General features: G+C 40.3%; 23 protein-coding genes and 1 pseudogene. 10 read left to right on the top strand and 14 right to left on the bottom strand.

Annotated features, from left to right (window positions below; translation table 11 throughout):
- A pseudogene (locus ABJE44_RS13010) lies at positions 1–786 on the top strand (ATP-dependent helicase); the annotation flags it as partial.
- A gap of 143 nt (positions 787–929) precedes the next feature.
- On the opposite strand, the gene ABJE44_RS13005 reads toward ABJE44_RS13010, so the two are convergent.
- Positions 930–1,145 (bottom strand): hypothetical protein, encoded by a 216-nt coding sequence (locus ABJE44_RS13005; RefSeq protein WP_348110166.1) that lies wholly within the window; start codon positions 1,143–1,145, stop codon positions 930–932.
- Positions 1,146–1,228: 83 nt separating this feature from the next.
- Positions 1,229–1,696 carry a hypothetical protein gene (locus tag ABJE44_RS13000; RefSeq protein ID WP_348110165.1) on the bottom strand — a complete coding sequence of 156 codons (468 nt, stop codon included), beginning with the start codon at positions 1,694–1,696 and terminating at the stop codon, positions 1,229–1,231.
- Between the two features lie 440 nt (positions 1,697–2,136).
- Here ABJE44_RS13000 and folX point away from each other — a divergent pair, with 440 nt between their 5' ends.
- Genes folX through folM form a run of 3 tightly spaced genes read left to right on the top strand, consistent with a single transcriptional unit; the run spans position 2,137 to position 3,920 of the window.
- Positions 2,137–2,508, top strand: coding sequence for a dihydroneopterin triphosphate 2'-epimerase (gene folX, locus ABJE44_RS12995; protein ID WP_348110300.1), 372 nt, complete (start codon positions 2,137–2,139; stop codon positions 2,506–2,508).
- A 2-nt stretch (positions 2,509–2,510) separates the two neighbouring features.
- The gene (folE, locus tag ABJE44_RS12990; RefSeq protein ID WP_348110164.1) at positions 2,511–3,203 is read left to right on the top strand and encodes a GTP cyclohydrolase I FolE; all 693 of its coding nucleotides are present in this window, start codon (positions 2,511–2,513) and stop codon (positions 3,201–3,203) included.
- Positions 3,204–3,920 carry a dihydromonapterin reductase gene (gene folM, locus ABJE44_RS12985; RefSeq protein ID WP_348110163.1) on the top strand — a complete coding sequence of 239 codons (717 nt, stop codon included), beginning with the start codon at positions 3,204–3,206 and terminating at the stop codon, positions 3,918–3,920.
- A 94-nt stretch (positions 3,921–4,014) separates the two neighbouring features.
- Here the strand turns inward: folM and ABJE44_RS12980 are convergent, their stop codons facing one another.
- The 3 genes from ABJE44_RS12980 to ABJE44_RS12970 all read right to left on the bottom strand — a co-directional run bounded on the left by ABJE44_RS12980 (position 4,015) and on the right by ABJE44_RS12970 (position 7,212).
- Positions 4,015–4,623 (bottom strand): hypothetical protein, encoded by a 609-nt coding sequence (locus ABJE44_RS12980; protein WP_348110162.1) that lies wholly within the window; start codon positions 4,621–4,623, stop codon positions 4,015–4,017.
- A 604-nt stretch (positions 4,624–5,227) separates the two neighbouring features.
- Entirely contained in the window at positions 5,228–5,599 is a 372-nt protein-coding gene (locus ABJE44_RS12975) for a DUF4288 domain-containing protein (protein ID WP_348110161.1), read from the bottom strand.
- A 422-nt stretch (positions 5,600–6,021) separates the two neighbouring features.
- The gene (locus ABJE44_RS12970) at positions 6,022–7,212 is read right to left on the bottom strand and encodes a multidrug effflux MFS transporter (RefSeq protein ID WP_348110160.1); all 1,191 of its coding nucleotides are present in this window, start codon (positions 7,210–7,212) and stop codon (positions 6,022–6,024) included.
- Between the two features lie 131 nt (positions 7,213–7,343).
- Here ABJE44_RS12970 and ABJE44_RS12965 point away from each other — a divergent pair, with 131 nt between their 5' ends.
- Complete coding sequence (locus ABJE44_RS12965; protein ID WP_348110159.1) at positions 7,344–8,273, top strand: LysR family transcriptional regulator; 930 nt, start codon at positions 7,344–7,346, stop codon at positions 8,271–8,273.
- A 109-nt stretch (positions 8,274–8,382) separates the two neighbouring features.
- Here the strand turns inward: ABJE44_RS12965 and ABJE44_RS12960 are convergent, their stop codons facing one another.
- Positions 8,383–12,057: an SbcC/MukB-like Walker B domain-containing protein gene (locus tag ABJE44_RS12960; RefSeq protein WP_348110158.1), complete on the bottom strand. Its 3,675-nt coding sequence runs from the start codon at positions 12,055–12,057 to the stop codon at positions 8,383–8,385.
- A complete protein-coding gene (gene sbcD, locus ABJE44_RS12955; protein ID WP_348110157.1) occupies positions 12,054–13,292 on the bottom strand; it encodes an exonuclease subunit SbcD in 1,239 nt (412 codons plus the stop codon). The genes ABJE44_RS12960 and sbcD overlap by 4 nt, the downstream gene beginning before the upstream one ends.
- Before the next feature lie 192 nt (positions 13,293–13,484).
- On the opposite strand from sbcD, the gene ABJE44_RS12950 reads away from it, so the two are divergent.
- Positions 13,485–14,324, top strand: a complete 840-nt coding sequence (locus tag ABJE44_RS12950; protein ID WP_348110156.1) for a M90 family metallopeptidase — start codon at positions 13,485–13,487, stop codon at positions 14,322–14,324.
- 71 nt (positions 14,325–14,395) lie between these two features.
- Here the strand turns inward: ABJE44_RS12950 and ABJE44_RS12945 are convergent, their stop codons facing one another.
- Both ABJE44_RS12945 and ABJE44_RS12940 read right to left on the bottom strand, forming a co-directional pair.
- A complete protein-coding gene (locus ABJE44_RS12945; RefSeq protein ID WP_348110155.1) occupies positions 14,396–15,052 on the bottom strand; it encodes an ABC transporter substrate-binding protein in 657 nt (218 codons plus the stop codon).
- A gap of 70 nt (positions 15,053–15,122) precedes the next feature.
- Positions 15,123–15,647, bottom strand: a complete 525-nt coding sequence (locus ABJE44_RS12940) for an acyloxyacyl hydrolase (RefSeq protein ID WP_348110299.1) — start codon at positions 15,645–15,647, stop codon at positions 15,123–15,125.
- A 171-nt stretch (positions 15,648–15,818) separates the two neighbouring features.
- On the opposite strand from ABJE44_RS12940, the gene ABJE44_RS12935 reads away from it, so the two are divergent.
- Positions 15,819–16,787, top strand: coding sequence for a LysR family transcriptional regulator (locus ABJE44_RS12935; protein ID WP_348110154.1), 969 nt, complete (start codon positions 15,819–15,821; stop codon positions 16,785–16,787).
- A 5-nt stretch (positions 16,788–16,792) separates the two neighbouring features.
- On the opposite strand, the gene ABJE44_RS12930 is transcribed toward ABJE44_RS12935, so the two are convergent.
- The 3 genes from ABJE44_RS12930 to ABJE44_RS12920 form a co-directional block, all read right to left on the bottom strand.
- Entirely contained in the window at positions 16,793–18,169 is a 1,377-nt protein-coding gene (locus ABJE44_RS12930; RefSeq protein WP_348110153.1) for a hypothetical protein, read from the bottom strand.
- Between the two features lie 147 nt (positions 18,170–18,316).
- Positions 18,317–18,976, bottom strand: coding sequence for a hypothetical protein (locus ABJE44_RS12925; protein WP_348110152.1), 660 nt, complete (start codon positions 18,974–18,976; stop codon positions 18,317–18,319).
- Complete coding sequence (locus ABJE44_RS12920) at positions 18,969–19,475, bottom strand: RNA polymerase sigma factor (protein ID WP_348110151.1); 507 nt, start codon at positions 19,473–19,475, stop codon at positions 18,969–18,971. Before ABJE44_RS12920 ends, ABJE44_RS12925 begins: the two co-directional genes overlap by 8 nt.
- Positions 19,476–19,700: 225 nt before the next feature.
- On the opposite strand from ABJE44_RS12920, the gene ABJE44_RS12915 reads away from it, so the two are divergent.
- Positions 19,701–20,159 (top strand): protease complex subunit PrcB family protein, encoded by a 459-nt coding sequence (locus ABJE44_RS12915; protein ID WP_348110150.1) that lies wholly within the window; start codon positions 19,701–19,703, stop codon positions 20,157–20,159.
- Between the two features lie 160 nt (positions 20,160–20,319).
- Positions 20,320–21,777, top strand: coding sequence for a tRNA uracil 4-sulfurtransferase ThiI (thiI, locus tag ABJE44_RS12910; protein WP_348110298.1), 1,458 nt, complete (start codon positions 20,320–20,322; stop codon positions 21,775–21,777).
- Between the two features lie 32 nt (positions 21,778–21,809).
- On the opposite strand, the gene ABJE44_RS12905 is transcribed toward thiI, so the two are convergent.
- Both ABJE44_RS12905 and ABJE44_RS12900 read right to left on the bottom strand, forming a co-directional pair.
- Positions 21,810–23,135 carry a diguanylate cyclase gene (locus ABJE44_RS12905; protein WP_348110149.1) on the bottom strand — a complete coding sequence of 442 codons (1,326 nt, stop codon included), beginning with the start codon at positions 23,133–23,135 and terminating at the stop codon, positions 21,810–21,812.
- A gap of 427 nt (positions 23,136–23,562) precedes the next feature.
- Positions 23,563–23,883 carry a hypothetical protein gene (locus tag ABJE44_RS12900; RefSeq protein ID WP_348110148.1) on the bottom strand — a complete coding sequence of 107 codons (321 nt, stop codon included), beginning with the start codon at positions 23,881–23,883 and terminating at the stop codon, positions 23,563–23,565.
- A gap of 269 nt (positions 23,884–24,152) precedes the next feature.
- Between ABJE44_RS12900 and ABJE44_RS12895 the strand changes: the two genes are divergently transcribed.
- A complete protein-coding gene (locus ABJE44_RS12895; RefSeq protein ID WP_348110147.1) occupies positions 24,153–24,515 on the top strand; it encodes a hypothetical protein in 363 nt (120 codons plus the stop codon).
- Positions 24,516–24,553: the final 38 nt, after the last annotated feature.

The following is a 24,553-nucleotide window of genomic DNA, read 5'->3' as shown; positions in this document are numbered from 1 at the left end:
CTATTTCAACAAATTGTCGGTCGAGGTTTACGGCTAAGCCCAGGCAAAAAAGACTGCTTAGTATTAGATTACACCAACAATGGTTACGATATTTTTCAACCAGAAATAGGCGATAAAAAGCCCACCCCAGACTCAGTTGCGGTACAAATTCATTGCCCTCAATGTGGTTTTGCCAATGCCTTTTGGGGCAGAACAGACTCTGAAGGGAATATACTTAAGCACTTTGGCCGTCGATGCCAAGGTTTAATTGAAGACTCCGACAACATAGCCCCCCTCGATGGCGTTGAAAACCCTACATTTGATAAGCAATGCAGCTACCGCTTTCGCTTTAAACACTGCCCCCACTGCAACCAAGAAAACGATATTGCCGCACGGCAATGCCAACACTGTCATGAAAAACTAATCGACCCCGATGATATATTGCGCAAAGCCTTAAACTTAAAAAACAATAAAGTACTACGCTGCGCCGCCATCACCCCGAAAATCAACCATGCCGACAAGACAGTAAAAATCACCTACCACGACGAAGACGGCCTGACGTTATCAGAAACCTTTCGCTTTAATTTTAAAAAATCGAGACAAAGCTTTAATGAGCTATTCGCCCGAAGGCTAGCCAAAGGCACCCAATTGATTCAGTTTGAGTCACTGGAAGATTTACAGAACTTTTTACCCTACCTGCCAACCCCAGACTTTGTAATAGCCAAGAAACAAAAACATCACTGGCAAGTTACCGAAAGGTTATTTGATTACGAAGGGCCGTATCGTAAGGCAAATCAGCTAGGTTAGTCGAGGTAAGGCTCTAAAAAGTTATGACGGGTATTATTTAGTCACTTCCATAATTTTAGCCTGACAATTGAATGTGTGCGATAGCTGCTTTTTGAACACCAGTGGATGGCGATTTAATCTATGTGGATTTTAAAATAGAGTTTTCAGTTACTATGGGGTTTACCTTTAACCTTTAATGCCATCAGCAAACAACTCACTCCTACTAAAATAGCAACGAGTCCACCTATATTTACCGATTCGTTTTGGTTGAAAAAAATTGCCATGAGTAACACCCCAAAAAGAGAGGATCCTATTCCGACACCCATTAATATCCCCTTACCAAGGTTTGAAATGATATTCATAAAACTCTCTACTTTCATCAAACGTCCTTTTAAAATATCGTTATTTAAAATGAGCAGCGACTTATCAACAAGCATAATCAATAGGGGTAATTGATGACTAATTAGAATTGATAACCTATCTGAGCCATTAACCCAGTGTGAGTGCCTGAATTTGCATCACCAACCACAAAAGAAAAGCCAGCGTTAGCTCCAGATTTTCCAATACCATTAAAAAAATAATGATAACCAAACCCGGCACCGTAGATAGCTTCATCTTTAGTAAAGAAGGTGCTTTCAGTGCCTACCACTCCCACATAAGCGCCAAGGCCATGCTGAGTGTTTTGAAAATCAAACAAGTCTGTTGTCACCCAACCAGCGCCTACTCCACAAGTAGAGCCGCCTCTATCTGAATAGCTTACACACCCAGCAGACAGGTACTTTAAGTCTGTATCCGAGCGCATCGCAATATTAACGCCTACTCCGCTGTATAAACTCCCAACACCCGCCCCAAAAGAAAACTCATCAGCCAAAGAATCAACAGAAAAAGCCAGAGGAACAAGTAGAAAGGCGAAAGATTTAATTTTTTTCATTGGGTTCCTTGAGGGAAATAAACTGAACATGTACAAAATTCATAGAGGTCAATAGTCCGTAATCAAACGCTTAAGTGCTTAAACACCCGTTAGCCATTTATTAGACCAACTAAAGTTTTATATCACTTCGGTTATAATTTGACACTACCTATACATTCTTCTTTTGTAACGACTTTAAAGCCAATGCAACACATACTTATATAACCACCACTAACATTTAGACACTTTAATGAAACAAATATTAAAATTTTGTATTTAAAATCAATATTAATAAGTATTATCTCACCCGCTATAGCGCCTCTTAAACTGAACCAAAATCAAAACAAAGGCGTACAACTAACACAAATTAAGAAACAGTGAAGAGACGTGCAATGAATGCTCCTGCTTTCGCTTTAAAAGATAACTCAATTCAACAGTCGTCTAAAAATTCGTCTTCTACGATGAATGCCATTATCGAAATAACGAATCTTAGGCTCAGAACTTTTATTGGGTTTAATGAAGAAGAGAAAAACAAACAACAAGACATAGTGATCAATGCTGAAATTCACTACCCTCTTAGTAGTGGATGTTTAGAAGATCAGGTATCTGACGCCCTAAATTACAAAACCATCACCAAAGCCATTATTAAACATGTGGAGTCTGGTCGTTTTTTATTGCTCGAAAAGCTGGTAGCAGATGTACTCAATATTTGTAATGAGCATCAAGATGTTGTTTATGCCAAAGTCAAAATAGACAAACCCCATGCTCTGCGTTTTGCCGATTCGGTATCTCTGTCACTCGATATTCACAGCAACAGTCCACAGGAGAAATAATCATGACAACACAAACCGCGGCCTTGAGCATTGCTAGTGAAAACAAATCCTCTAGCCAAATCAGCCAAGAAGCATTAAAGGTCAGAAATGCATTGGTTAAGCGTGGCTTAGAAACCCCTATGATTGACAATGAGCTGACCGACAAGCAAAAATACGCAAAAATCAAAGACAGCTTTACCGATATCGTCACCACACTTGGCCTAGATTTAACAGACGACAGCCTATGCGAAACACCTCATCGGCTCGCCAAAATGTATGTGAATGAAATTTTCTCGGGTTTAGACTACAAAACGTTTCCTAAAGTCACAGCCATCGAGAACAAGATGAAGCTTGATGAAATGGTTAAAGTAGACGACATCAATTTAACCAGCACCTGCGAACACCACTTTGTCACCATTGATGGCACAGCCCGCGTAGCTTACATACCTAACGACAGCATTATCGGCTTATCAAAAATCAATCGAATAGTACGATTTTTTGCCCAGCGTCCACAGGTACAAGAACGCCTAACCCAACAAATTTTAGTGGCACTACAGACACTATTGAATACCGACAATGTCGCAGTATCAATTAACGCAACCCATTATTGCGTTAAATCTCGTGGCGTGATGGACACAAACTCCCATACCTCAACCACAGCCCTTGGTGGCAGCTTCAAACAAAACTCGATTACCCGACAAGAGTTTTTAAAGTAAATGCCAACGGTAGTGATAACAGGCGTAGGGCAACGCTTAGGTTTATGTTTGGCCGAATATTTTTTGGCCAAACAATACACAGTCATAGGCACCTATCGCACCGAAAGAACATCTATTTCAAAATTGCAAACAAAGGGCGCGCAGCTCTACCAGGTAGACTTTTACGACCACCAGCAAACCCAATCATTTATTAAGGCAGTGGTCAGCAACAACGACACCCTAGACTGCATAATTCATAACGCATCAGACTGGCATGATGATAACGAGACTTTAGACTTCACCGCTTATCATCAAATATTCTCTAACATGATGACCATACATGCCGAAGTACCTTATCAGTTAAACCTAGCTTTTCAGTCGCTTCTAACTTCTAAAGATGACCAAGAGTTTACTGACATTATTCACATCAGTGACTATGTCGCATCTAAGGGGAGTAAGAAACATATTGCGTACGCAGCCAGCAAAGCCGCACTAGAAAATCTAACCCTGTCATTCGCCCAACGTTTCAGCCCAAATATTAAAGTTAATGCTATCGCCCCAGCCCTGCTAGCGTTTAATGAAGATGACGATGATAGTTATAAAATAAAGGCTCGAAATAAATCCTTAATGCAAACTGAAGGCTCATTTCAAGAAGCCATCAATACCGTTGAATGGTTATTAGCAAGCCGTTACATCACCGGCCGCACAATACACCTAGATGGTGGCAGACATTTGTAGGTTGGGCTTCAGCCCATCATTTTTCCTAGCTCAGAGGCGGGATTTTATGAGAAGCACCCAAAGCAAAAAGTTAGCTATATGCCATAATCACTTGTTAAGTACCCGTTTTCCATAAACTATATTGTTTATTTCTATTCTTTAAATTCGCCATTTTTTCAAGTCTGGATTCAATTTCAGACAAAACTGGTATACCACACACTTTTCTTTGCTCGTCAGGGCGAGCATCTTTATCGAAGTTTTCTAAATAGTAAATTTTATGTGTTCCCGCAGCATTCATTTTTCTTTTTAATTGGGTTCCCCATATTTGAGGTTTTCCAAGTTTTAGAAGATATCTGTCTTCAGCGGCACATGATAACCAACTAGCATTTGTATTTGAGGGATCAAGCGAAACTGATGTCTGTGAAAGCTCCATCGCTTTTTTATAATGACTAAGCTCTGAACCATGTTGCATTATCATTGCTGCAGCAAAATATTCTTGAGAAGATAAATTTTCAGCAGTTTCTAATATTCTTTCAATTTGAGAAAGTCTAGCTTTGTCACCCGGAAGCATAATTTCAGTGATGTATCTTTTGACTTCACTATTTGGAAGGGTTCTTAAATGTGTTCGAACGGCTTGGTCCTCTTCGTATAGTTTAATCAAGTCACTTGCGTTTACCTGAGCTATAAAAAATGCTGAAGCAAATAATATCCACTTTTTGTTCACCGAAATCTCCTAGGGCACTTAACAATATTAATATCCAGAAAAGTTCCTTGTTTAAACACGGAATTTTTCCATACTTCTACATGAGTCATTTCTATCACGGCAACTAACCCATTGTACAGGTTAACTTTATTGCCTTTTACTGATGCAACAAATAGAGAAAAAACGATATTTTCCTAGATCTTGCTGTTATGCAGATCCCCCTTCAAATTGGAGGCTTGTTGAGTGTTAAGCATAAAATAAAAGGGGAGCAGTTAATTTACTAGTGCCTAAGTTCGAATTGCGCTCAAAACCTAATTCAGAAAATACAAAATAGCATTTACCTTCCCTGACAGATTTGAATAAAAATATGGGAGTTCCAATTACGTAAATTGTTAGTCTCCAATACCATTTATCGATGGCTTTTCTACCAATTTTGAAGCTTGCAACTTCATTTACAATAGCCAAGTACTCAGCAAGGTTATAATGAATAGTTATCGAAAACACCATTGAACTCTAACGCCTCGGTAAGTAGTGGCTCTGTAATATTTTTTTGTGCAACAATGAGCGTAGCGAATGTACAAAAAGAACGTAGACCACTGCGTCAACTGGAGCAATTTGTTAAGTGCTAGTCCTCTAAACACTGATGCTTAGTAAGTACTCGGCCCTTTAAATTCTTTAGTTTTCGATTTGATTCTGACCAAAGTAATTCGGCCCCATCTTCGATGTCATCGTAGATAGCTAGTAGCTCTGTGATACCTAAGAACTCCCACTTTACGTCAACGCCTTCTGAGCCGCTCTTATATGGATAATCGTGCTCTCTGCCTATTTTTACGACTTTTTCATAAGCATGAGATTTAGATTCGGCTCGTACCAAGACAGTATTTTCCCAAGAAAGAAATCGCTTCTCTGGGTCATCTTTCGTTGAGTCTTCGAGTTCGAACAACCTTAGTAAATATGAACCCAAATACCATCCTACTGGTGATGTATGCTCAGTCATAGTTCGTGCACTTAACAATTTTTCCGTATTTCTACATACTTATTTCTATCACGGCAACTAACCCTTTGTACAGGTTAACTTTATTGCCTTTTACTGATGCAACAAATAGAGAAAAAACGATATTTTTCTAGATCTTGCTGTTATGCAGATCCCCCTTCAAATTGAAGGCTTGTTGAGTGTTTAGCATAAAATAAAAGGGGAGCAGTTAATTTACTAAGTAATACTCACCGTTAAATAGGCTGACGGGCTAAACCCCGACCTACACCTTATGTATGTTCTTATATTGTGGGCAAAGCACACAGTTACATCGCCCCATGATATTTAACTGCGTAACTCAGTTTAAAAGTGGAGTGAAGGGTGCACTAAGTACTCACTTTGATCATTGAGTAAGGTACTCATTTATTGTGCATACTCGCGCTATCTCAACTAGCCCTACTTGCTGTAAAGGTAATTTTCTGCTTAATTGACGGCGTTTTATATAAGCAATACATAGGCATAATACTTAGCATTAAAACGATTAACTGTTGTGCTGCGTCGAGTCCTGTTAGTTGTAACAATCCTACTATTACAGATGCGCCGCTCATTTGCGCAAACCCCAACAATGCTGACGCAGTGCCTGCTTTGTCGCCAAAAGGAGCTAATGCTTGGCCAGCACATGCCCCCATCATCAATGAAAACCCTACTGAACTAAGCATTATGGGTAACATAAAACCAGCTGGATGGTGCCATGACAAAAACACTAGCATTAACAATCCAGATACAATGAGCACTAACATACCAAAACCAATAGTTATTCGTGGCCCCCATTTGATTAACGCTTTTGGCGCTAACACACTGGCAGCTACATTTAACACCGCATTTAAACTAAACCAAAACACAAAATCCTCTCTGTCTAACCCAAGGTGTACCATCAACCAACCCGGTGCAGCCGTGACATAAGCAATAATCACTGCCATAGCTAGCATCACAACTACGGCGTTAAATAAAAAAACAGGATGTTTCACAATATCTGCATAGGCATGTAGGTTGATTAACCTTGTTTCAGTTGCCGGTTTTTTAGGTTGAGTTTCAGTTAGGGAAAACGCAATAATCAGCCCTGCGAAAACAGCGTACCCAGCCATAAATTCAAAATTGCTGCGCCAACCAAAATATTCAGTCAGTAGGTTACCTAAAAGTGGGGCGAGCGCCGGAATGCAGCAAATAGCGCCGTTTAGGTAGCTATACATCACACCACTTTGGACGGCATCGTAACGATCTCGTACACACGCAAAGGCCGCCACTACAATGGCACAAGCCCCAAATCCTTGTAGTAAACGAGAAATAAGTACCAGCTCAATACTGGATGCGATGACAATGAGCGCTGACGAAAAGCCATAAACAATTACACCTGCTAACGCTACTGGTTTTCGGCCGTACTTGTCAGCTAATGGGCCAGTTATTAGTTGCCCAAGCCCCAAGCTCATTAAAAAAATGGTCACGCTCCAACTCATGGTAACTAGTGACACAGAAAGATCTTGCGCCATAATCGGCAGCGCCGGTAAAAATATATCAATCGCTAAAGGGCTGAATAACACCATTAATATCAATAGGGGTAATAAGCTTGTGCGTGTCATTCATTGCTCCGAAAATTGGACTGCTCTGAACACTAGGCAGCCACTATAGACAGCGCAAGTATATGACATTAGCATTATGAGTAAAAATGAATTGTTGTGATTGCAACTATTCTAAAATGGAATAGGTATTTATGATAAATCTTGATTTAAAGCTATTACATGTTCTAAACACCTTGTTTGAAGAACACAGTGTAACTTCTGCGGCTAGGCGTTTGAACTTGAGTCAGTCTGCTGTTAGCAAGCATCTTGCGCGACTGCGAGATATATTTGAAGACCCATTATTTGAGCGCACAGGCCAAGGTTTAAAACCGACGCCCCGTGCCATCGAGTTATTACCTCAATTGCGACAACTGTTATCCCAATTTGATCAACTTACAAGGCCTAAAGCCTTTGAGCCTGAAGTGAGCGATCGTAGCTTTCGCATCGATTTGTTGAATACAGCCTATTCTTTGACCTTCCCGCATTTTATGCCCAACTTATTGTCTACAGCCCCAAATGTAAGATTACTAACGCAAACATGGGAGCCCCAAAGTCTCGATAAATTACTTAAATGTGAGATTGATTTAGGCATTGCATGTCGCGAATGGGACCAACGCTCGCCACTGCATATGCGCTTCATCCCTGATGACTTAAATCAAACCACATTAATACGTGAGCACTCTTTATGTTTAGTAAGAGAGGACCACCCAGCACTACACAAAACTTGGGACTTAGAGAGTTTTTTACAATACAGGCATATCCAAGTCATTATGGGGGGGTTAGATCAATGGTTGTTAGATGATGTGTTGACAGAGCAGAACATATATCGGGATATTGCGATAGAAATGCCTGATTTCTACTGTGCAATGAGCCTATGTGAGCAAAGTGACTTAGTGTTATGCGCCCCTGCTAGGCATGCCAACCAAATGGCGTCGCATTTTAAGCTACGCACCTTACCCATGCCTATCGACTTTGAATCTGGTGCGTATGTATTACTGTGGCATAAACATTTTGAACAAGACTCAGGCCATAAATGGTTGCGTGATTTAATCATTAATAACGTTAACGAAGTTGAGAATTAAACGAAGCTAATTAATGCTCACCGCTAGATGAGCTGACGGGCTAAACCCCGACCTACACGTTATGTATGTTCTTTCTTCTAGGTGCACAGTGCATAAACAAACAACGCGGTTACGCAACAGCAAACTCCCGCTCTAACTCACTCACCCCGAGCCCACTCTTCTTGGTTACCCGTAATTGAGTCGGAATGCGCTCTTTCATCGCTTCGATGTGGCTTATCACGCCAATCATCTTGCCAGAGGCGTTAAGGTTATCTAGAGCATCTAATGCGATATCTAAGGTTTCAGCATCTAAAGTGCCAAACCCTTCATCTAAAAACAGCGAGTCGATACTAGTTTTGTGGCTCACTAAATCAGACAAGGCCAGTGCCAACGCTAAGCTTACTAAAAAGCTTTCGCCCCCCGATAAGGTTTTGGTGTCGCGCTCTACATCACCTTGCCAGGTATCGAGCACCGTAAGTGCCAAACCTTGTTCTTCTTTGCGTTTAAGTAAATAACGGCCGTGTATTCTGTCTAGTTGTTTGTTGGCTAAATATACTAGGTTATCTAGGGTTAAGCCCTGTGCAAAGCGGCGAAATTTATCACCATTGGCTGAGCCAATTAAGCCGTGCAAATAGCTCAATTGGTCATACTCTTGTTGTTGCTCAGCGATTTGATCTAACAGGGTTTGTTGTCGCGCGGTTTCGTTTTCATCTTTTTGCAGTTGACTGCTAATGCCACCTTTGCGCTCAACTAAGGCGTCTTTTTCAGTTTGTAGTTGCGCCATTAACAGTTGCACTTGTTGTTGCGGTGTTTGCTGCCAAGTGCTTGCTTGGGGTTCATTATTGAGGGCGTTGAGCTCGGTTTTTGATTGTTCTAATAAGGTATTGGCCTTTTGCAATTGGCTATCTAGGCTTTGCTTTTTAGTGAGTAAATCGCTGCGTTGCTGCTCAGGTAATAGTGCATGTTCAAATTCACTTTGGCTCGAAAACGGGCTGTTATTCAGTAACTCATGCCACCTATCAGCTAGCTCTTTACGCAACTGCTGCAACTCAGCTTGCTGTTGTAATTTAACTTTTATGGCGGCTAATAAGTCGCCATGCTGCCGCTCTATTTGCTTATGAGAATCAAGTGCCACTTGATAAGACTGCTCGGCTTGAGTTAACCGCCCGTTGGCGTCTTCTCTGGCATTAAATACAGTTTGCTCACCAAACAATTGTTGTCGCTGTTGGTTTGCATTAGCTAACTCATCTTTAAGACGGGCGTCTTCTAACTGCATCGAACTTAACTTTTCACCTAGCTCAACTAACGTCTTCTCAAAACCAGAAAAATCATGATTTTTAGCTACAAGTTTATTATTTATCAGTTCATTTTGACGATGTTTATCTTGGTACACTTTTACATCAGATTCTTTAACTTGTAGCCATTGTGCAAGTTCTTGCTCCGCTGGCAATGTGTAATTTAAAGCCTTAATGTGGCTCATCAATCTAGTGTGAGCCTGCTCTACGAGTGTATTTAACTTGGTTAATTCTGTAGCGGTTTGTTGCCGATTTTGCTCCAGGGTTTGTTGGCTTTGCTCTAGCAATTTTTGCTCGCTGTTGAGCTTATCTACTTCTCTTTCGCTATGGTTAAGTGATTCTTTGCAGCTAAGTAATGCTTTATCGGCTTGCTTAAGGTTACTGAGCTGAGTTGATACCTTGTCTAGCTGATTCTTGATATTTTGCTCAAAGCTTAGCAAACCTGCTTGGTCGCTAATGGCAAGGTCGCACTGTAGGGCCTGTTGGCATTGTTGCCAGTGCGTATTAAGTTGCACGTCTTGGGTGTCGTGTTCAGATAGTCGCTTTTGTAACTCCTTAATATTGAGGTGTAGCGAGTCTAGTTTTTCACGTACCCCTTTGCCTTCTACTTCTAATTGACTAAACCGAGTTTCAGCTTCTTTTAGTCTGGTAACCGTTTCAGGTATATCCAATTGCATGTCAGCGGCTTTAGGGTGCGTCAAGGCACCACACAACGGGCAAGGCTCGTTTTCTTCTAAGTGTTTTCTGTATTCGGCTAACTGCTCTTCTTGACTCACTAAGCGCGTTAGGTCTTTACAATGCTGGGCTTGTTCTTGATATGCTTTAAGTAACGAGGTGCGCTCGCTACCTAGCGAGTCTGCATGCTCTTGACTCGATAATAGCTTTTGTTGGTCATCACGTTTAGCCGTGATTAGCTGTTGTGATCGGCGTTGTATGTCTTGAGCTTTAAGCAACTCTGGCCACAGATTATTAAGCTGTGTTTGTTGTTGCTCAGCATCGGCCGCGCTTAAGTTTTGGCTTAATGCTTGGTACTCTGCTTGTTTATTAGCAAAGGCCGCTTGCTGCTGAGTAACCCCCTCATTCAGGGTTTGCCATTTTTGATTAATCAGCTTTTGAGCTTGACTGTTCTCGTTAACTTGTTGTTCTAAGGTAACGGCTTGCTGTTGTAGCCCGTGCGCACTTTGCTGGTCTCGCTTAATTTGCTCAAGGGCCGCTGTCCAGCCACTAAGATGTTCAGCCACTTGGCTATCAGCTGCATGTTCATTCAAATAATCTTGTACTTGGGTCTGCTGCTCGGTTAATTCGGCTAACTCTTTACTTAAGCTCTGTTTATTCGAGTCTGACAGTTGTTGCTGCTGCAAAGCCTCTGCGATGTGTTGCTGCTGTTTATTTAGGTTTTCTTGAAGGTGAGTAATTTGATTATCTAACGGTATCACTTGCTCGGTGATAAGCTTTTCTTGGGCAAGCTGATTATTCTTAGCCGTTTGCAAAGCGAGCGTCGCAGTTGCGAGCGTATCGCTTGCCGCTGATACCTGTTTTTGCAAGCTTAACTCTGTTTTTTGATGCTCATTTACCTGTTCTTCAGTGGTTTGGCACTGGCTTGTGACTTCAACTAGGCGCTGCCAATTAGGGCGTAGCCGCTCTGCTGGTTCACTTTTTTGCAATAAGGCCAAGTCATCTTCAGCATCTGCAATTGCCTGCTTCGCTTGTAAATAAAGGGTAGTTGCATTGTCATGCCCTTTTTGAGCACTTTGCTGCTTATCCCACCATTTAATATGGTTTTCGTGAATTTTAGCTTGTTTTTCAATACTTACTTGTTTGTTTTGCAATTCAGTAAGTTCGGTTTGCAAACCGAGTTTTTGCTCAGCGCTAAGTAAAGAAAAGGTATTGGCACCCGCTTGTAATTCTTTTAATGTTTGCTTGGTTTGGCTGTAATGCTCGTGTACCTGAATAGAAATTTTGCCGTAAATCTCGGTACCTGTTAGCTCTTCTAAAAGCTCGGCTCGTTGTTTTTCGTCGGCATTTAAAAATGCGGCAAAGTCACCCTGAGATAACATCATAGACTTGGTAAAACGCCCAAAGTCTAACCCTGTTATTTTTTCTATCTCTTCACTTTTTTGGCGTATCTGCGTGGCTAAGACCTTACCCGTGCTGACTTCGGCTAGCTCTGCATCTGCGGGCTGTAAATTGCCCTCTACCTTACCCCGTGAGCGGCGCATACTCCAAAACGCACGATAAGCCTTACCTTTTACTTCAAACTCAACCTCAGCCAAACATTCGGCTGTGCCGCGGGTCATGATCTCATTGGCTGAATTGGTAATTTGCCCAAGTCTTGGGGTTTGGTGATACAAGGCTAAACAAATAGCGTCAAGTAAGGTGGTTTTACCTGCCCCAGTAGGGCCGGTTATGGCAAACAGTCCGTTATCAATAAAAGGGGACTGGGTAAAATCCACCTTCCACTCGCCTTTTAATGAGTTTAAATTTTTAAGACGTATGCTTAAAATTCTCATTGCTCACTCCCGTGCACTTGTACCTCTGAGAGTATTTGCTTAAACCTTTGGCGTACCTTATTAAGTGTGGTTTGCTCTTGTTCCGTTTCGAAGGTTTCCATGGTTAAACGTTTTTCAAATACTTCTTCAGGGGCTAATTCGGCTAGGGTTTCATTGTTGGCTTGATTCAAGAGTTGACGGCGCTGATTACGAGAACGGCGTAGTTGCAGCACCTCAACGTTTAAGTCTGCGGTTAACCCTTGAATGCGCTCTTGCAAGTCAGACAAATAGTCTTGGCTATCTACCTCAAGGCATAACCAGCAAGGTAGCGAACTAGCACTTGATTGCTCAAAAGCCTGCAACCTAGTAGTAATAGCAGCCAAGTCACCTTTAATGACTTCCATAGGTTGAAAATTAGGAACCTCAATTGGCTGTAACTGGCTGACTGTCGCGCCAGAAAACTCCACCAGCATCACTTGTTTAGGCTTACCCAGTTCATCAAAACTAAGGGGGATTGGCGAGCCGCAATAACGAATATGTTCAGACTTAGCCACTATTTGTGGTTTATGAATGTGACCAAGTGCTATGTAATCAGCCGGCGGAAACCCATCTGCAGCAAAGCCGTCGAGTGTGCCTATGTATATATCTCGCACACTTTCTGATTGCGTTACCCCCAATGCAGTTAAATGGCCCGTGGCAATAATAGGTAAATCTTGTCCAGAGGCATGTTTTTTAGCTAAAGCGATGTCATAAAGATGGTGATAGTGCTGCTTGATAGCCTCGCCTAGTGCTTGGCGTTTTTGCAGGCCGGTTTCACCTGCTGTACTTTGCAACACATCACGAGCTCGTATAAAAGGCACAGCACACAAAATCGCAACGGGATCACCTTGTTTACCGGTAATAGTGAAGACTTGTTCGTCGGTGGTTATGCCGGTACTTGCCACCACAAAGGTATTTAGGCAAGCCAATATCTGTTTAGACTCGTTTAAGGTTGATACCGAATCGTGATTACCGCCCAGCACCACTAACACACAATTGAGTTTTTGCATGTCCACCACAAACTGGTTGTACATTTCTCGGGCGTAGCTTGGAGGGGTGCCAGTATCAAAAATATCACCAGCAATGATGACCGCATCGATTTGCTCTTTTGCAACGAGTTGCAATAACCATTCAATAAATTTTTGGTGTTCGTCTTTACGGCTTTTGGTGAAGAAGCTTTGTCCTAAATGCCAGTCAGAGGTGTGCAGTATCTTCATTTTGAGCCTTGTTTGATAAAAAAATGATACAGGTACGAGAAAAGGTAACGGGGTTATTGTATCGCAAAATATGTGATCACCGTGCTTACCCTTTATAAAAAGCCACGGTTTTTTATTCCCTCATCAAACAAGATTACTTGATAAACTAAACACCGATTTTTCATCAGTATCCGCCATACTAAGGTTCACACTATGATTTACTGCTTGTTGTCTATTCCTGTTTTAATACTGCTCTATTGGCTTTATCGAGATAAGCGCAAACTTCAAAAACAGCAGCAAAGGCGCGCTGAACTGCGAGCCCAACCATTTCCTGCGGCCTATTCACAGATATTAGAAGATGACTTTCCCCTTTACAGCCGCTTACCTGATGAACTACAGCAGACATTAAAACAACATATTCAGATATTTTTAGACGAAAAAGAGATAGTGGGCCGCGATGGCTTTGACATAACCGACCAAGTCAGAGTATTGATTGCAGCCCAAGCCTGTGTGCTTATTTTGAAACGACCCGGCAACTACTATCCTGGGTTTCAAAGTATTTTGGTTTACCCAGATACTTATGTTGCTAAAAACACCCGCACCGAGGGTATGTTACACATTACTGATACTAGCACCCGAGCGGGAGAGTCTTGGCACAAAGGGCCTATTGTTTTAGCTTGGAGTCATGTCATACAAGGGGCGAGAGACAGCCGTGATGGGCGTAATGTGGTGATGCATGAATTTGCTCACAAATTAGATGAAGAAAATGCTGCAATGGATGGCCTACCTATGCTGCCAACCGCAGCCCAATACCAAGCTTGGTCAGAAGTCTTGAATGCAGAATTTACAGTACAGCAACAAAAATGGGCTGATGGCATAGATGATGTAATAGATAGTTATGGGGCCACTTCGCCAGCAGAGTTTTTTGCCGTGGTCACTGAGACCTTTTTTGAAAAGCCTCACCCACTAGAAAACCACCATCCAAAGTTGTATGAGCAATTTAAACAGTGTTACTTATTAGATCCTAAGCAGTGGTCTAAAAATAAAACCTAACCCTTAACCGGGTTACGCCTGTAAAGCATAACCCGTTTCAACATATTGAGTCGCAGAACTACTCGCTGCAATTAGCGGTTAGCGGCAACGGTTAACGGCTCACTGTTTTGTTCTTTCATCACATCAATTACCGCTTGAATACCTTCTTGGCGGATCATAGGAGCAAATTCACTTTGCTTGCTAGATAACAAGCTAATGCCTTCGGCAACTAAGTCGTAGGTTTTCCACTCTTGGGTTTTCTTATTTTTACGTAGCTTAAAGTTAATATGAATATCTGGACGCGCCTCTTCTCTGATAATGGCTTTTACAGTCATACTTTTTGCTTCGTCTACGTTTCTAGTGGGCTCAAATATTAACTCTTGGCCACCATAACTTGCCAAAGCTACCGCAAAATTAGAGATTAGGTACTGTCTAAATTCTTCCACAAACTCAGGAATTTGTGCCTTAGGCACCGACCTAAAATGTTTGCCTAATACTTTAAATGCAGCGAATTTGTAATCAATATGAGGCATTAACTCTTCTTCAATTATAGTGCGTAAATGATCAGGGTTAGACTCAATAGTTTGCTGCTCTGTTTCAATTCGCCCAAAGGTAGTATTAGTGACTTTTTCTAACAGTAACTGGGGATTATTTTGCTCAGCATAACTTGCATTGGCAACAAGTGTTGTCACAAGAAAGAGCGAAACTAAGCTCACATTCTTTATGATTTTAGACAAGGGTGTGTTCATGTGTGTGCGCTCCTTTGAGCTTAAAATTAATAATTAAAATAAAACAAATACAATCATGTTTAACTAGGCATTAAAGGCGCCTAGCGTACGAAACATTTAAAAAATCCAAACCTGGGTTATGGTCGTTTAACCCACCATTTGAGTAATGCATATAGCGCACAGCTACCGAGCTTTTGAGTTGCTCACCAAACTCCATAATGATCCCTAGCCTGTCTTCAAACTGGTAATGTGACCCAACATTTTTACCCGCAAAGCGAGTGTCCGTTATCAATGAAACCCCAATTCCAAACTCCCATTTAAGGGGGTATTTGCCATATAAAGTATCAAATTGCTTTGAGAACACAGGGGACAGGGCTAAGGCATAATTTGTTTCATGTTGATTTTGATCGCCAAATTCCCAGAAATTCAGGCTCATTTCCCAATACACATCTAAATCACCTAACCACTCAAATTTTGCTAGGTTTGTGTAATAAGGACGATACGCCAACCGGATACCTGTCAATTCTTGCTCTCCATGAAGATAGTCAATCGCTACCCCCTGTTCGCTTGCAAATGAATGCTGACTTATAAGTATGGTGAAAATAGCCAACCATATAGCTACACCAAAACTTTTACTAACCCTCACCCTCTTAATCCTCATTGTTTGTCATTTTTCGAGTGTGAATTATGAAGCGTTATAAAACATAAAAATAATTATATATTTATATGTGACACATTTTATTTTGTGATGTATTGTGTGCAAACAATTTTTACTAGTGAGTACCCTATGCGGCCACAAGAATTAAACCTATTGATGGTTTTCGACGCCATAATGACCGAGCGCTCGATCACCCGAGCCGCTAACCGCTTAGCGATGACTCAGCCGGCCGTATCTAATGCAGTGAGTAGAATGCGCTCCGCATGGAAAGATGAGTTATTTGTGAAAGATGGTCGAAATATTCAGCCCACTTTGCATGCCCAGAATTTATGGAATCAAATTCGAGATCCTCTTTCATCCCTAACCGAAGCGGTCGATCCTAAGGCATTTGACCCAGCTACGGCAAAACGCACCTTCAGAGTAGCGGTAACCGATATAGTCGTAGACATGGTGTGGGCAGAGTTACGTGAGGTCATAGAGAAAGAAGCACCGGGGGTAAATCTTCATGCGGTGCCGTACACAATAGTGAATACCGAGCAAATTTTGGAAGATGCAGAAGTCGATATGGTGATAGGCACTTCAGGGGTTATTTCGAATACTTTTAGAGCCGAATATTTATTCTCCCCTCTATTTATTTGTGTAATGAATCATGACCATCCATTAGCTAAAGCTGACCTAAACTTACAAGAATTTGCAGACGCCGATCATTTATTAGTGTCGCTGTCTGGAGATATCACAGGCTACACTGACCAAGTGTTACTACAACACGGCTTAACTAGGCGTATAGCGGTCACTGTTAATCACTTTTCATCGGTGGCATGTTTGATAAAACATAGCGACTTGATTTGTGTGGTACCGATTTCAGCGGTGGCAGAAGAAATCATCAATGGAGACATTGCGGCCACTAAGCCGCCGTTAGATTTGATGCCACAACAAGTATCAAGCATTTGGCATAAACGGCAAGACAGAGACCAGGGATTAATTTGGTTACGTGAGCATTTCAAACGAATCATCAGCAAAAACGTAGAGCTAGAAACAGCTCAAGTAATGGATAGCTTATGTAAAGGCAACTCACCTATGTGTAATGAGGGGCACTAATCCCCCTAGACTTCACCTATATTAGAATCCATCGCTTCAATATTAATAATATTGGAGCGATTAAGTGTGATTTTGAACCGTTGCACTTGTTGTTCATCTTCTTTGTCAGTATGCATTAACACCATGTTTATTTGGTATCTACGCTCTACCGCTTGTTTAGATATTTTACTGCCTTCAAGTGAGTACAAACGCCCCTCACCTTTTCTTAAAAAGCGAATAAATGGCGTTAAATTAAAATTAATACGTTGTTGAATGGCTTCATAGCCTGGCAAAAAGCTTTTAGCACTCACCTTAGTGTCACTTCTAAAATGTAGCAGTTGTGCAGCTTGTTTGTTTTGTTGGCGACGGGTTTGAAACAAGCTGTCGACTCGAATGGGCAAGTCTTTATTACGAATGTATTCTAACCAAATGGTTTGTGTTGCTACCCGTGACTTAGTGGCCGTGTGGCTGAAAATAATCCGCCACTTGGGTAAGCCTTTTTGGATCCAGCGCCATAATATACGGGTGATGTCGTCTTTAAAAATTTCCCGTAAGCCATACACCACACCTAACATCCCAACCAAAGCAATGGTGACCTCAGTGAAACTAGTGCGGGCGTTTAACACTAACATCATAACAAAGGCCATTATCACCGCAGTAACCGTTCCCCGTACCATACGGTTTAAGTTAGTGTTTAAGTTTCTGAAGTCTTTATTAAACACCACACCATATTCAATTAATCTTTGTAGCAAACGCATTTTATTAGTAATACGGTTGGGATCACTTAAGGTAATTTCTGAGTTGTAGTTATTCTTGGCTCTGTATTCATTTTCGCGGCGGCAGAAGGCCAATAAAAAGTTTCGCTCGCTAGAGAAGTCGCTACTTTTAGGTGCCCTTGATATCAACTTTAAAAAAGACTGCTCCACTTGCCAACTCAAGTAATTATCAGCATTTTCAAAATACGCTTTAAACTTTTTATCCGGTGGCGTGTAGCGTCGTAGTTTTTTAAGTAACCCGGAAATTTGTTCCGCTATTTCTATGGCTTGAGGATAGAATTTTTTGGGCGTTTTAAGCTTAAGCGTTTGTTTTATATCGATATCTAAGGCGATGCGAATTTGATAAGAAAACAAATTTAGATTTAAGCGATAGTCGCTTTGTTCACCTTTCTTTTGACTGATAAAACGACTGCGTACTAGAGGTAAATGCAGCTGATCAGAATAATAAGCACTTTGACTTTGGATACTACTGTGAAAATAGTGTTCTTCGGTTAGAGTTTTGGAGCTAATGCCCATTTCTTCAGGTAAAGAAAAATAAACATCTAGCCGTTGATGGTCACTAGGTAGCAAAGGAAAACTAATGTTAATGGAAAGATTCTCATCTTGTGTAAGCTTAATTTTATCCACTAATATTTATTCCACCTTGCCAATGTACTATCAAACACTACCAAGGTAATTATGCCTGAGTTTTTAATTTTTACCCAGTCTCAAAAGCTACCTACATCAATTAATGTAAATCACACCTCAAACATAGTTGCGGTGTGCTCACTTGATTTATAGTGCATATCGTTGCAACTCATTTAACTCTTGAGCTGCCCGCCATGCTTGATTACCACATCCTCTTAACAGCACTTTTGTAAAGGGCTTATCAATATTATTGGGTGAAAGTTGCTTAAACAAATAAATTGCCAAGGCTGCAAATAAAACAAAGCATGCAGCTTGTGACATTAACCAAAACGTATCGCCATGCTGCACAATATCTATGCCAAAGAACAGCTCAAACCCCACCACAAGATAAGCAAAATAAAAGGGTAAAATAATCAAAGACACTCTTAAATAAAAAAGTACAGACAAGCCTATATTTGTGAGGTCCCGCTGCACGTCTATTACGGGTTTAGAATAATCTAACGTAAACTGCATATACAAATGTCTTATACCACCCAACGTAATTAAGCACGACCAAATTAAAATGGCAGCTCCCGCCAGTAGCATATTGGTGTTGCTCATATTGGTCACAATAAAGTGCAACATAAAACTACTCATTAAAATCCCCACAACAACGGTAAAAATATTGACCATCAAAAAATTACCCATTGTTTTTTCAGCCTTAAGCAAAGCGACCTGCTTCAACGCCTCTGAACTTACTGTAATGCTTTGTTCTAGTTTTTCGTTTTCCTGCGCCCATGCTTGGGTCATTTTCTCTATGTTATCCATTATTATCATCTCCGATAAAAAGTGTGTTTAAACGCTGTTTAATGCGTGAAATTTTTGTACTTACATTACTTGCCGAAATATCTAATACGTCTGCTATTTGGGCATAGTCCAAACCATCTAAATGCATGATAAATAAGGCTCTATCGTATTTATTTAATAACTTTAGTAACCTTTGTATTTCAAGCATTAACTCAGTATTGGTGCTATCAACTGGCTCAGTTAACAAACTCATATCCGTTAACTCAATATGTGCTTTTCTTAGAGAATCTCGTCTTAAAAAAGATATAGCGGTGTTTAAAGCCACACGATACACCCAAGTACTCAACTTAAATTTTGGGTCATATTGAGTAAACGAACGCCACAACTGCAATGTAATCTCTTGAATCAAATCTCGCCTTTCTTCATCACAATAACTGTAGCTTCGGGCTATCTTATAAAGAATACCTTTATGAGTAGCGATCATTGCTTCAAAGGTCAGCGGTTCATTATGTGAGTTCACTTTGCTTTACTCTTTTCCATACCTTGGCTCTCGGTTTCTGTAATTTGGTTAAAATGTCCATAACGGCTTCCAATTTCAGTGTCACTGTAATGATTCGCAGCACCTTTAAAAAAATCACAAAAAATAAGAAATATTTAGTGCTTGACTGAAATAGCATAAAAATACTACCCAAATAGATACGCATCAGGTAAGTTCAACACACTGTAATGTGTTTAAGGGAAATCAGTGAACAAGCTACTTTTATTACTTCCTTTTTTGTTACCACTACAAAGCTGTAGTGATGCGGAAGCAACCTCTCCCGTTCCGCAAATGGAATATCAAGTTCTACATGATATTGAATACAATGAGTATGCAAATATAACCAACAAAAGCACCTTACTGATACGCTCTCAAAGTGATTATGAAGCCGAACTATTAAAACGCACCTCTGATAAAGCTAAAAGTATCGACTTTGAAAGCGAGTCCATTTTATTGGTTGATATGGGCCCTCAAAGCTCTGGTGGCTATGGCATAAGTATTACCGTATCTGAAAATAATGACTACATACTGACAAATATTACCTACCAATTCCCGGGTACCGGTTGTGCTGTCACCCTAGAGCTGACTAACCCCACAAAAGTGATAACGTTTGAAACGACAAAGTATGTGCTAATAAATGAATCAATCACTTATTCGAGTTGCTAACGAAAGGAATGGCTAGCAATCAAAATGTGACACCAAAGGTAATCATCTATACCCATATTTAAAGGCTTAGAGCCTGTAAACACATACTGTGAGTTGCAATGGCAGTATGTGTGGTTATAATCCGCGCTTCGACTCTATTTAGTAAAAAGCCTACGTCTTCATTATGCAGTTTGTCATCCGATTACACCCCGAAATCATCATTAAAAGCCGCCAAGTACGGAAACGATTTACATTTTTACTTGAGGGAAATATTCGCCGTATTTTTAAAAGAAATCACCTTTCTGTTGAAGTGCGTGCATCTTGGGACAAATTTACGCTAATCGTAAATAAAAAGTCCTTAGATAAAGTTGATGAGGTCATTGAACTACTGCAACGTATTCCTGGTATCGATCAAATAATACAGGTTGAAAAAAGCACGTTTACCGATTTAGACGACATATGCCAACAAGTTAAGCAAGCTTGGCAACCTTTACTAGTAAATAAGAGCTTTGTAGTACGAGTAAGACGACGAGGTAAACATGAGTTTTCGTCATTAGATATTGCACGCTACGTAGGCAGTTACCTTAACCAAAATTGTGATACCAAAGGTGTAGAGCTTAAACACTCCGACCTAACCATTGAGTTTGAAGTAAACGACAACACCTTGATTCAAAGCCATCACCGCATTAAATGTTTAGGCGGCATGCCCTTACCTACTCAAGAAAGTGTGTTATCACTGATATCGGGTGGTTATGATTCAGGAGTGGCCACTTATCAAATGATACGACGAGGCGCTCGCACCCATTTTTGTTTTTTCAATTTAGGCGGCCGCGAACACGAAATTGGCGTAAAACAAGTTAGCTACTATTTATGGAAACGTTACAGCGAATCTCACAGAGTAAAATTTATCTCAGTTGATTTTGAGCCTGTGGTAGCAGATATTCTTGAAAACGTAGCAAACAGCCAAATGGGCGTGATACTTAAACGCATGATGGTAAGGGCAGCTAGCCAAGTAGCCGAAAAAATGCATATTAGCGCCATAGTGACTGGCGAAAGTTTGGGTCAAGTATCTAGCCAAACATTAGTCAATTTGAGCGTTATCGATAAAGCCGCCGACACCTTGGTACTTCGCCCTTTGATTTGTATGGATAAACTAGAAATCATTGACCAAGCCAAACATATTGGTACCGAAGAATTCGCTAAAGTGATGCCAGAATATTGTGGAGTGATTTCTAAAAAACCCACCACTAAGGCTGACCCAGCCCAAATAGCCAATGAAGAAAGCAAACTCGACTTTGGCATTATCGAGCGAGTAGTGGCAGAAGCCAAAATACAAGACATCTTGTCAATTGCTGAAGAAGCTGCACAACAAACCGAATACGTGACTGAGGTTGACGTACTCCCAGACAACGCCATAGTGTTAGATATACGCACTGCCGAAGAACAAGAGCAAGCACCTCTAACGCTAGCAAACACCAAAGTACAACACATACCATTTTTTAAATTGGCATCACAGTTTGCGGCTTTACCTCAAGACCATCAGTACTTTTTATACTGCGAGCGAGGCGTAATGAGTCAGTTACAGGCTATGCTGTTAAACGAACAAGGATATACACAAGTGCAAGTTTATAGGCCTTAATTTAGGCATATAAAATGAATCTAGATCACAAGCTACTGCGCCACTATGGTGTTACGACCTATTTCTTTAGCTTTATATAATCGTAAATCAGCTATAGCAAACAACTCTTTAATCGAACTTTCTTCATTTGGGACCACAGAGGCAACCCCACAACTCATAGTTAAGTAAGCGGCAACAGGAGATTTTTCATGAGGGATATGTTTTTCACATAAATTCTGCATAAATTTTTCAAGGCTTTTTACACAACTTTGTACACTCGTATTGGGAAGAATAAAAGCAAACTCCTCTCCACCGATACGAGCACCAATATCAGATGGCCGTTTGAAAACCCCCTTCCATAAAATGGCCACCTCTTTTAGGCACTCGTCTCCTTTACCGTGCCCATAGAAATCATTGTAGGCCTTAAAGAAATCTACATCACCAATAACTAGCGTTAACGGAGAAGCGCTTAATTCACACTTTAGCCATTGATCTGCTAATTCCTGATCATACTTTCGCCTATTAAATAAACATGTCAACCCATCTTGCATAGATACATCTAGTAACTCTTCTTTCTCTCTTTGTAGTTTTTTATCCCGCTCTTCATATTGATGGAGCTTTTCTAATAAGGCACTACGTGGCATAAAAATAAAATCTTTAATTTGTAATGGTGCTTCTATAAATTGTACGAGTTTATGTTTAAACACAGTGTAAAAAATCAATAAAGGTACGCTGTAACACATAGCTAACAGCCACTTACTGTATACATTGCCTACAATAATTTCAGTTAATTGCGGAGATGTACTAAAAGCAATTATTGGGAATAAAACTCCGTCTAAACACATCACAAAGATAAAGGCTAACGTATAGATAACTGCGATAAAGGCAACATTGGAAACCAGCTTTCTGACTTGTGTAAAAATAACGATTAAGAGAAGGAGTTCGAATAAAATTAACATTCCCCCAAGCAGCAGTATGTAAAAGGAAATACTGAATAATTCTGCTGGTAAATTAAAGGTGTTAATAGCAATTTCCGAAGAAATCACCCAGTAAATAAAGTAGAAAATGGCGAAAATAAAGATATCGATGAGAATAACAAACCTGAGCATATTACGTAATGAATCCACATTACGTTCTATTACGATTAAAATAACTGTGTTCATTAAAAATGCACCAAATGCAATATTACCCCCGGATAACACTAGGTTTTCAGCTAAAGAAAAAGAATAAACGCTTCCCGCAAAACTGCCAATAAAGAGCACAACACCATTGTATACGTAAAGCGAGATTAGTCGAGTTTGAGGTTTACACGTTATTAAATAGAGTGGAACGATTGAATACAAAGCAATATTCAATAGTAACGCAGTAAATTGTTCCACAAATGCCCCGTAGAAAAAGATAGCTGACTCAAAACTATAGCTAGTATTGAAATAACTTTAAATTAGCCTTTAGTTGCACACTAAGAAAATAACTGACTACCATTAACCAAATATTTGAATGCAATTCTGTTAATTAGATAATACACCTAAGTGGTTGTTAGTTACCCGTACTTTGGTGATTAAATAGCAAAAACTGAAAACAATGCCCCAATATGTAAAATGTGATTTAGCTAAATGCTACATATCAGTAACTATCAACCTAGATAACGACTGCTACGTTATTCTATCTTCCAACATCCATACAAGGGCAGCTTAAAAGACTAAGGCAGAGCTGGTCGCTAAGATTACATAAAGTGTCACTAACCTGGCTTGCTACTTCATTAAATTTTAGTTTGGTTAAACCTGAAACTATTGGTGCTGAATTTTGTTACTTAGTTGAACGGTTTTCATCATTCAGCAGTTTTAATTGAGCATGTAACTCTTTTGCTCTAATTAACGCTTGCAAGTCGTTCTTATCTGGTGAACCCCAAAAAGACTCTTCACCCTCTTCAGCAAGACGAATGAAACGGTCTAGAGATGACGAGATTGCCATTTGAGTAAACTCTGGATTGCCTTGCTCAATTTGACGGTAAAAGATAACGTTATCGGTTAATTTTCCAATGACTAAGTCGTAGCCTAGACCCATCAGCAATTTAAAGCCTATTAAAGCAGCTATGGTCAAACCAAGTATAAAACTTATTATTTTCATACGTTCCCTCACTTGACTCTGACTCTGACTCTGACTCTGACTCAAGTATATTGAAAAATATTTTTAGGCAAATTTCAGAGTGTTAACTTTAGATAAATTAAGCTAAATACTGAAAATACGATTCTAACGTGCGTATCACGCTATAAAAAATAATCACTAAGTTTCTCATTGAGATTATTCATATCAAACCACTTTACATTTCGGATAATTTAATTACCATAAAATGACGGTATTTTTGCCGTGTAAACAATATTTGATAAGGAATGATTATGAAAAGAATGATTATTAATACATTTTTAATAGGAACTACAGTCGTTACGGGGTCAGCTTTATCTAGTGAAATGCAATGTTTTGTAGATACATTAGCATATGATACGTTTACATCTGGCGGCTGCTTATCCGCGGCTCCAGCTAGAGTTACATCTGCAGTATTTAAAGTTTCATCAAACAACAGTATTAGCAGCATTATTTGGACAGGTGACGCATCAGGACAATGTGCTACCACTGATATGACTTGCTCCATAGATATTCGCCAATATAGCTCTAAAAATGTTGGTGCTACCGTACTTTACAGCGACGGAACATGGGAATCACTCCCTCAAATAACAGCTTGGTATGAAGGTCTAGACTAGTTTTTCATAAGACTCCCTCGAGCGAGGGGGTCTATTTA

The sequence above is a fragment of the Paraglaciecola sp. genome, assembly GCF_039942875.1.
Taxonomy (GTDB): Bacteria; Pseudomonadota; Gammaproteobacteria; order Enterobacterales; family Alteromonadaceae; genus Paraglaciecola.
The sequence above is the reverse complement of the archived record's forward strand: the minus strand, read 5'-3'. Positions and strand labels throughout refer to the sequence as shown.

Excerpts from the sequence above, each read along its gene's own strand:
- ABJE44_RS13005 (WP_348110166.1), bottom strand. The coding sequence starts at position 1,145 with ATGAAAGTAGAGAGTTTTATGAATATCATTTCAAACCTTGGTAAGGGG.
- ABJE44_RS13000 (WP_348110165.1), bottom strand. The coding sequence starts at position 1,696 with ATGAAAAAAATTAAATCTTTCGCCTTTCTACTTGTTCCTCTGGCTTTT.
- folX (WP_348110300.1), top strand. The coding sequence starts at position 2,137 with ATGAATGCCATTATCGAAATAACGAATCTTAGGCTCAGAACTTTTATT.
- folE (WP_348110164.1), top strand. The coding sequence starts at position 2,511 with ATGACAACACAAACCGCGGCCTTGAGCATTGCTAGTGAAAACAAATCC.
- folM (WP_348110163.1), top strand. The coding sequence starts at position 3,204 with ATGCCAACGGTAGTGATAACAGGCGTAGGGCAACGCTTAGGTTTATGT.
- ABJE44_RS12975 (WP_348110161.1), bottom strand. The coding sequence starts at position 5,599 with ATGACTGAGCATACATCACCAGTAGGATGGTATTTGGGTTCATATTTA.
- ABJE44_RS12970 (WP_348110160.1), bottom strand. The coding sequence starts at position 7,212 with ATGACACGCACAAGCTTATTACCCCTATTGATATTAATGGTGTTATTC.
- ABJE44_RS12965 (WP_348110159.1), top strand. The coding sequence starts at position 7,344 with ATGATAAATCTTGATTTAAAGCTATTACATGTTCTAAACACCTTGTTT.
- ABJE44_RS12960 (WP_348110158.1), bottom strand. The coding sequence starts at position 12,057 with ATGAGAATTTTAAGCATACGTCTTAAAAATTTAAACTCATTAAAAGGC.
- sbcD (WP_348110157.1), bottom strand. The coding sequence starts at position 13,292 with ATGAAGATACTGCACACCTCTGACTGGCATTTAGGACAAAGCTTCTTC.
- ABJE44_RS12950 (WP_348110156.1), top strand. The coding sequence starts at position 13,485 with ATGATTTACTGCTTGTTGTCTATTCCTGTTTTAATACTGCTCTATTGG.
- ABJE44_RS12945 (WP_348110155.1), bottom strand. The coding sequence starts at position 15,052 with ATGAACACACCCTTGTCTAAAATCATAAAGAATGTGAGCTTAGTTTCG.
- ABJE44_RS12935 (WP_348110154.1), top strand. The coding sequence starts at position 15,819 with ATGCGGCCACAAGAATTAAACCTATTGATGGTTTTCGACGCCATAATG.
- ABJE44_RS12925 (WP_348110152.1), bottom strand. The coding sequence starts at position 18,976 with ATGGATAACATAGAGAAAATGACCCAAGCATGGGCGCAGGAAAACGAA.
- ABJE44_RS12900 (WP_348110148.1), bottom strand. The coding sequence starts at position 23,883 with ATGAAAATAATAAGTTTTATACTTGGTTTGACCATAGCTGCTTTAATA.
- ABJE44_RS12895 (WP_348110147.1), top strand. The coding sequence starts at position 24,153 with ATGAAAAGAATGATTATTAATACATTTTTAATAGGAACTACAGTCGTT.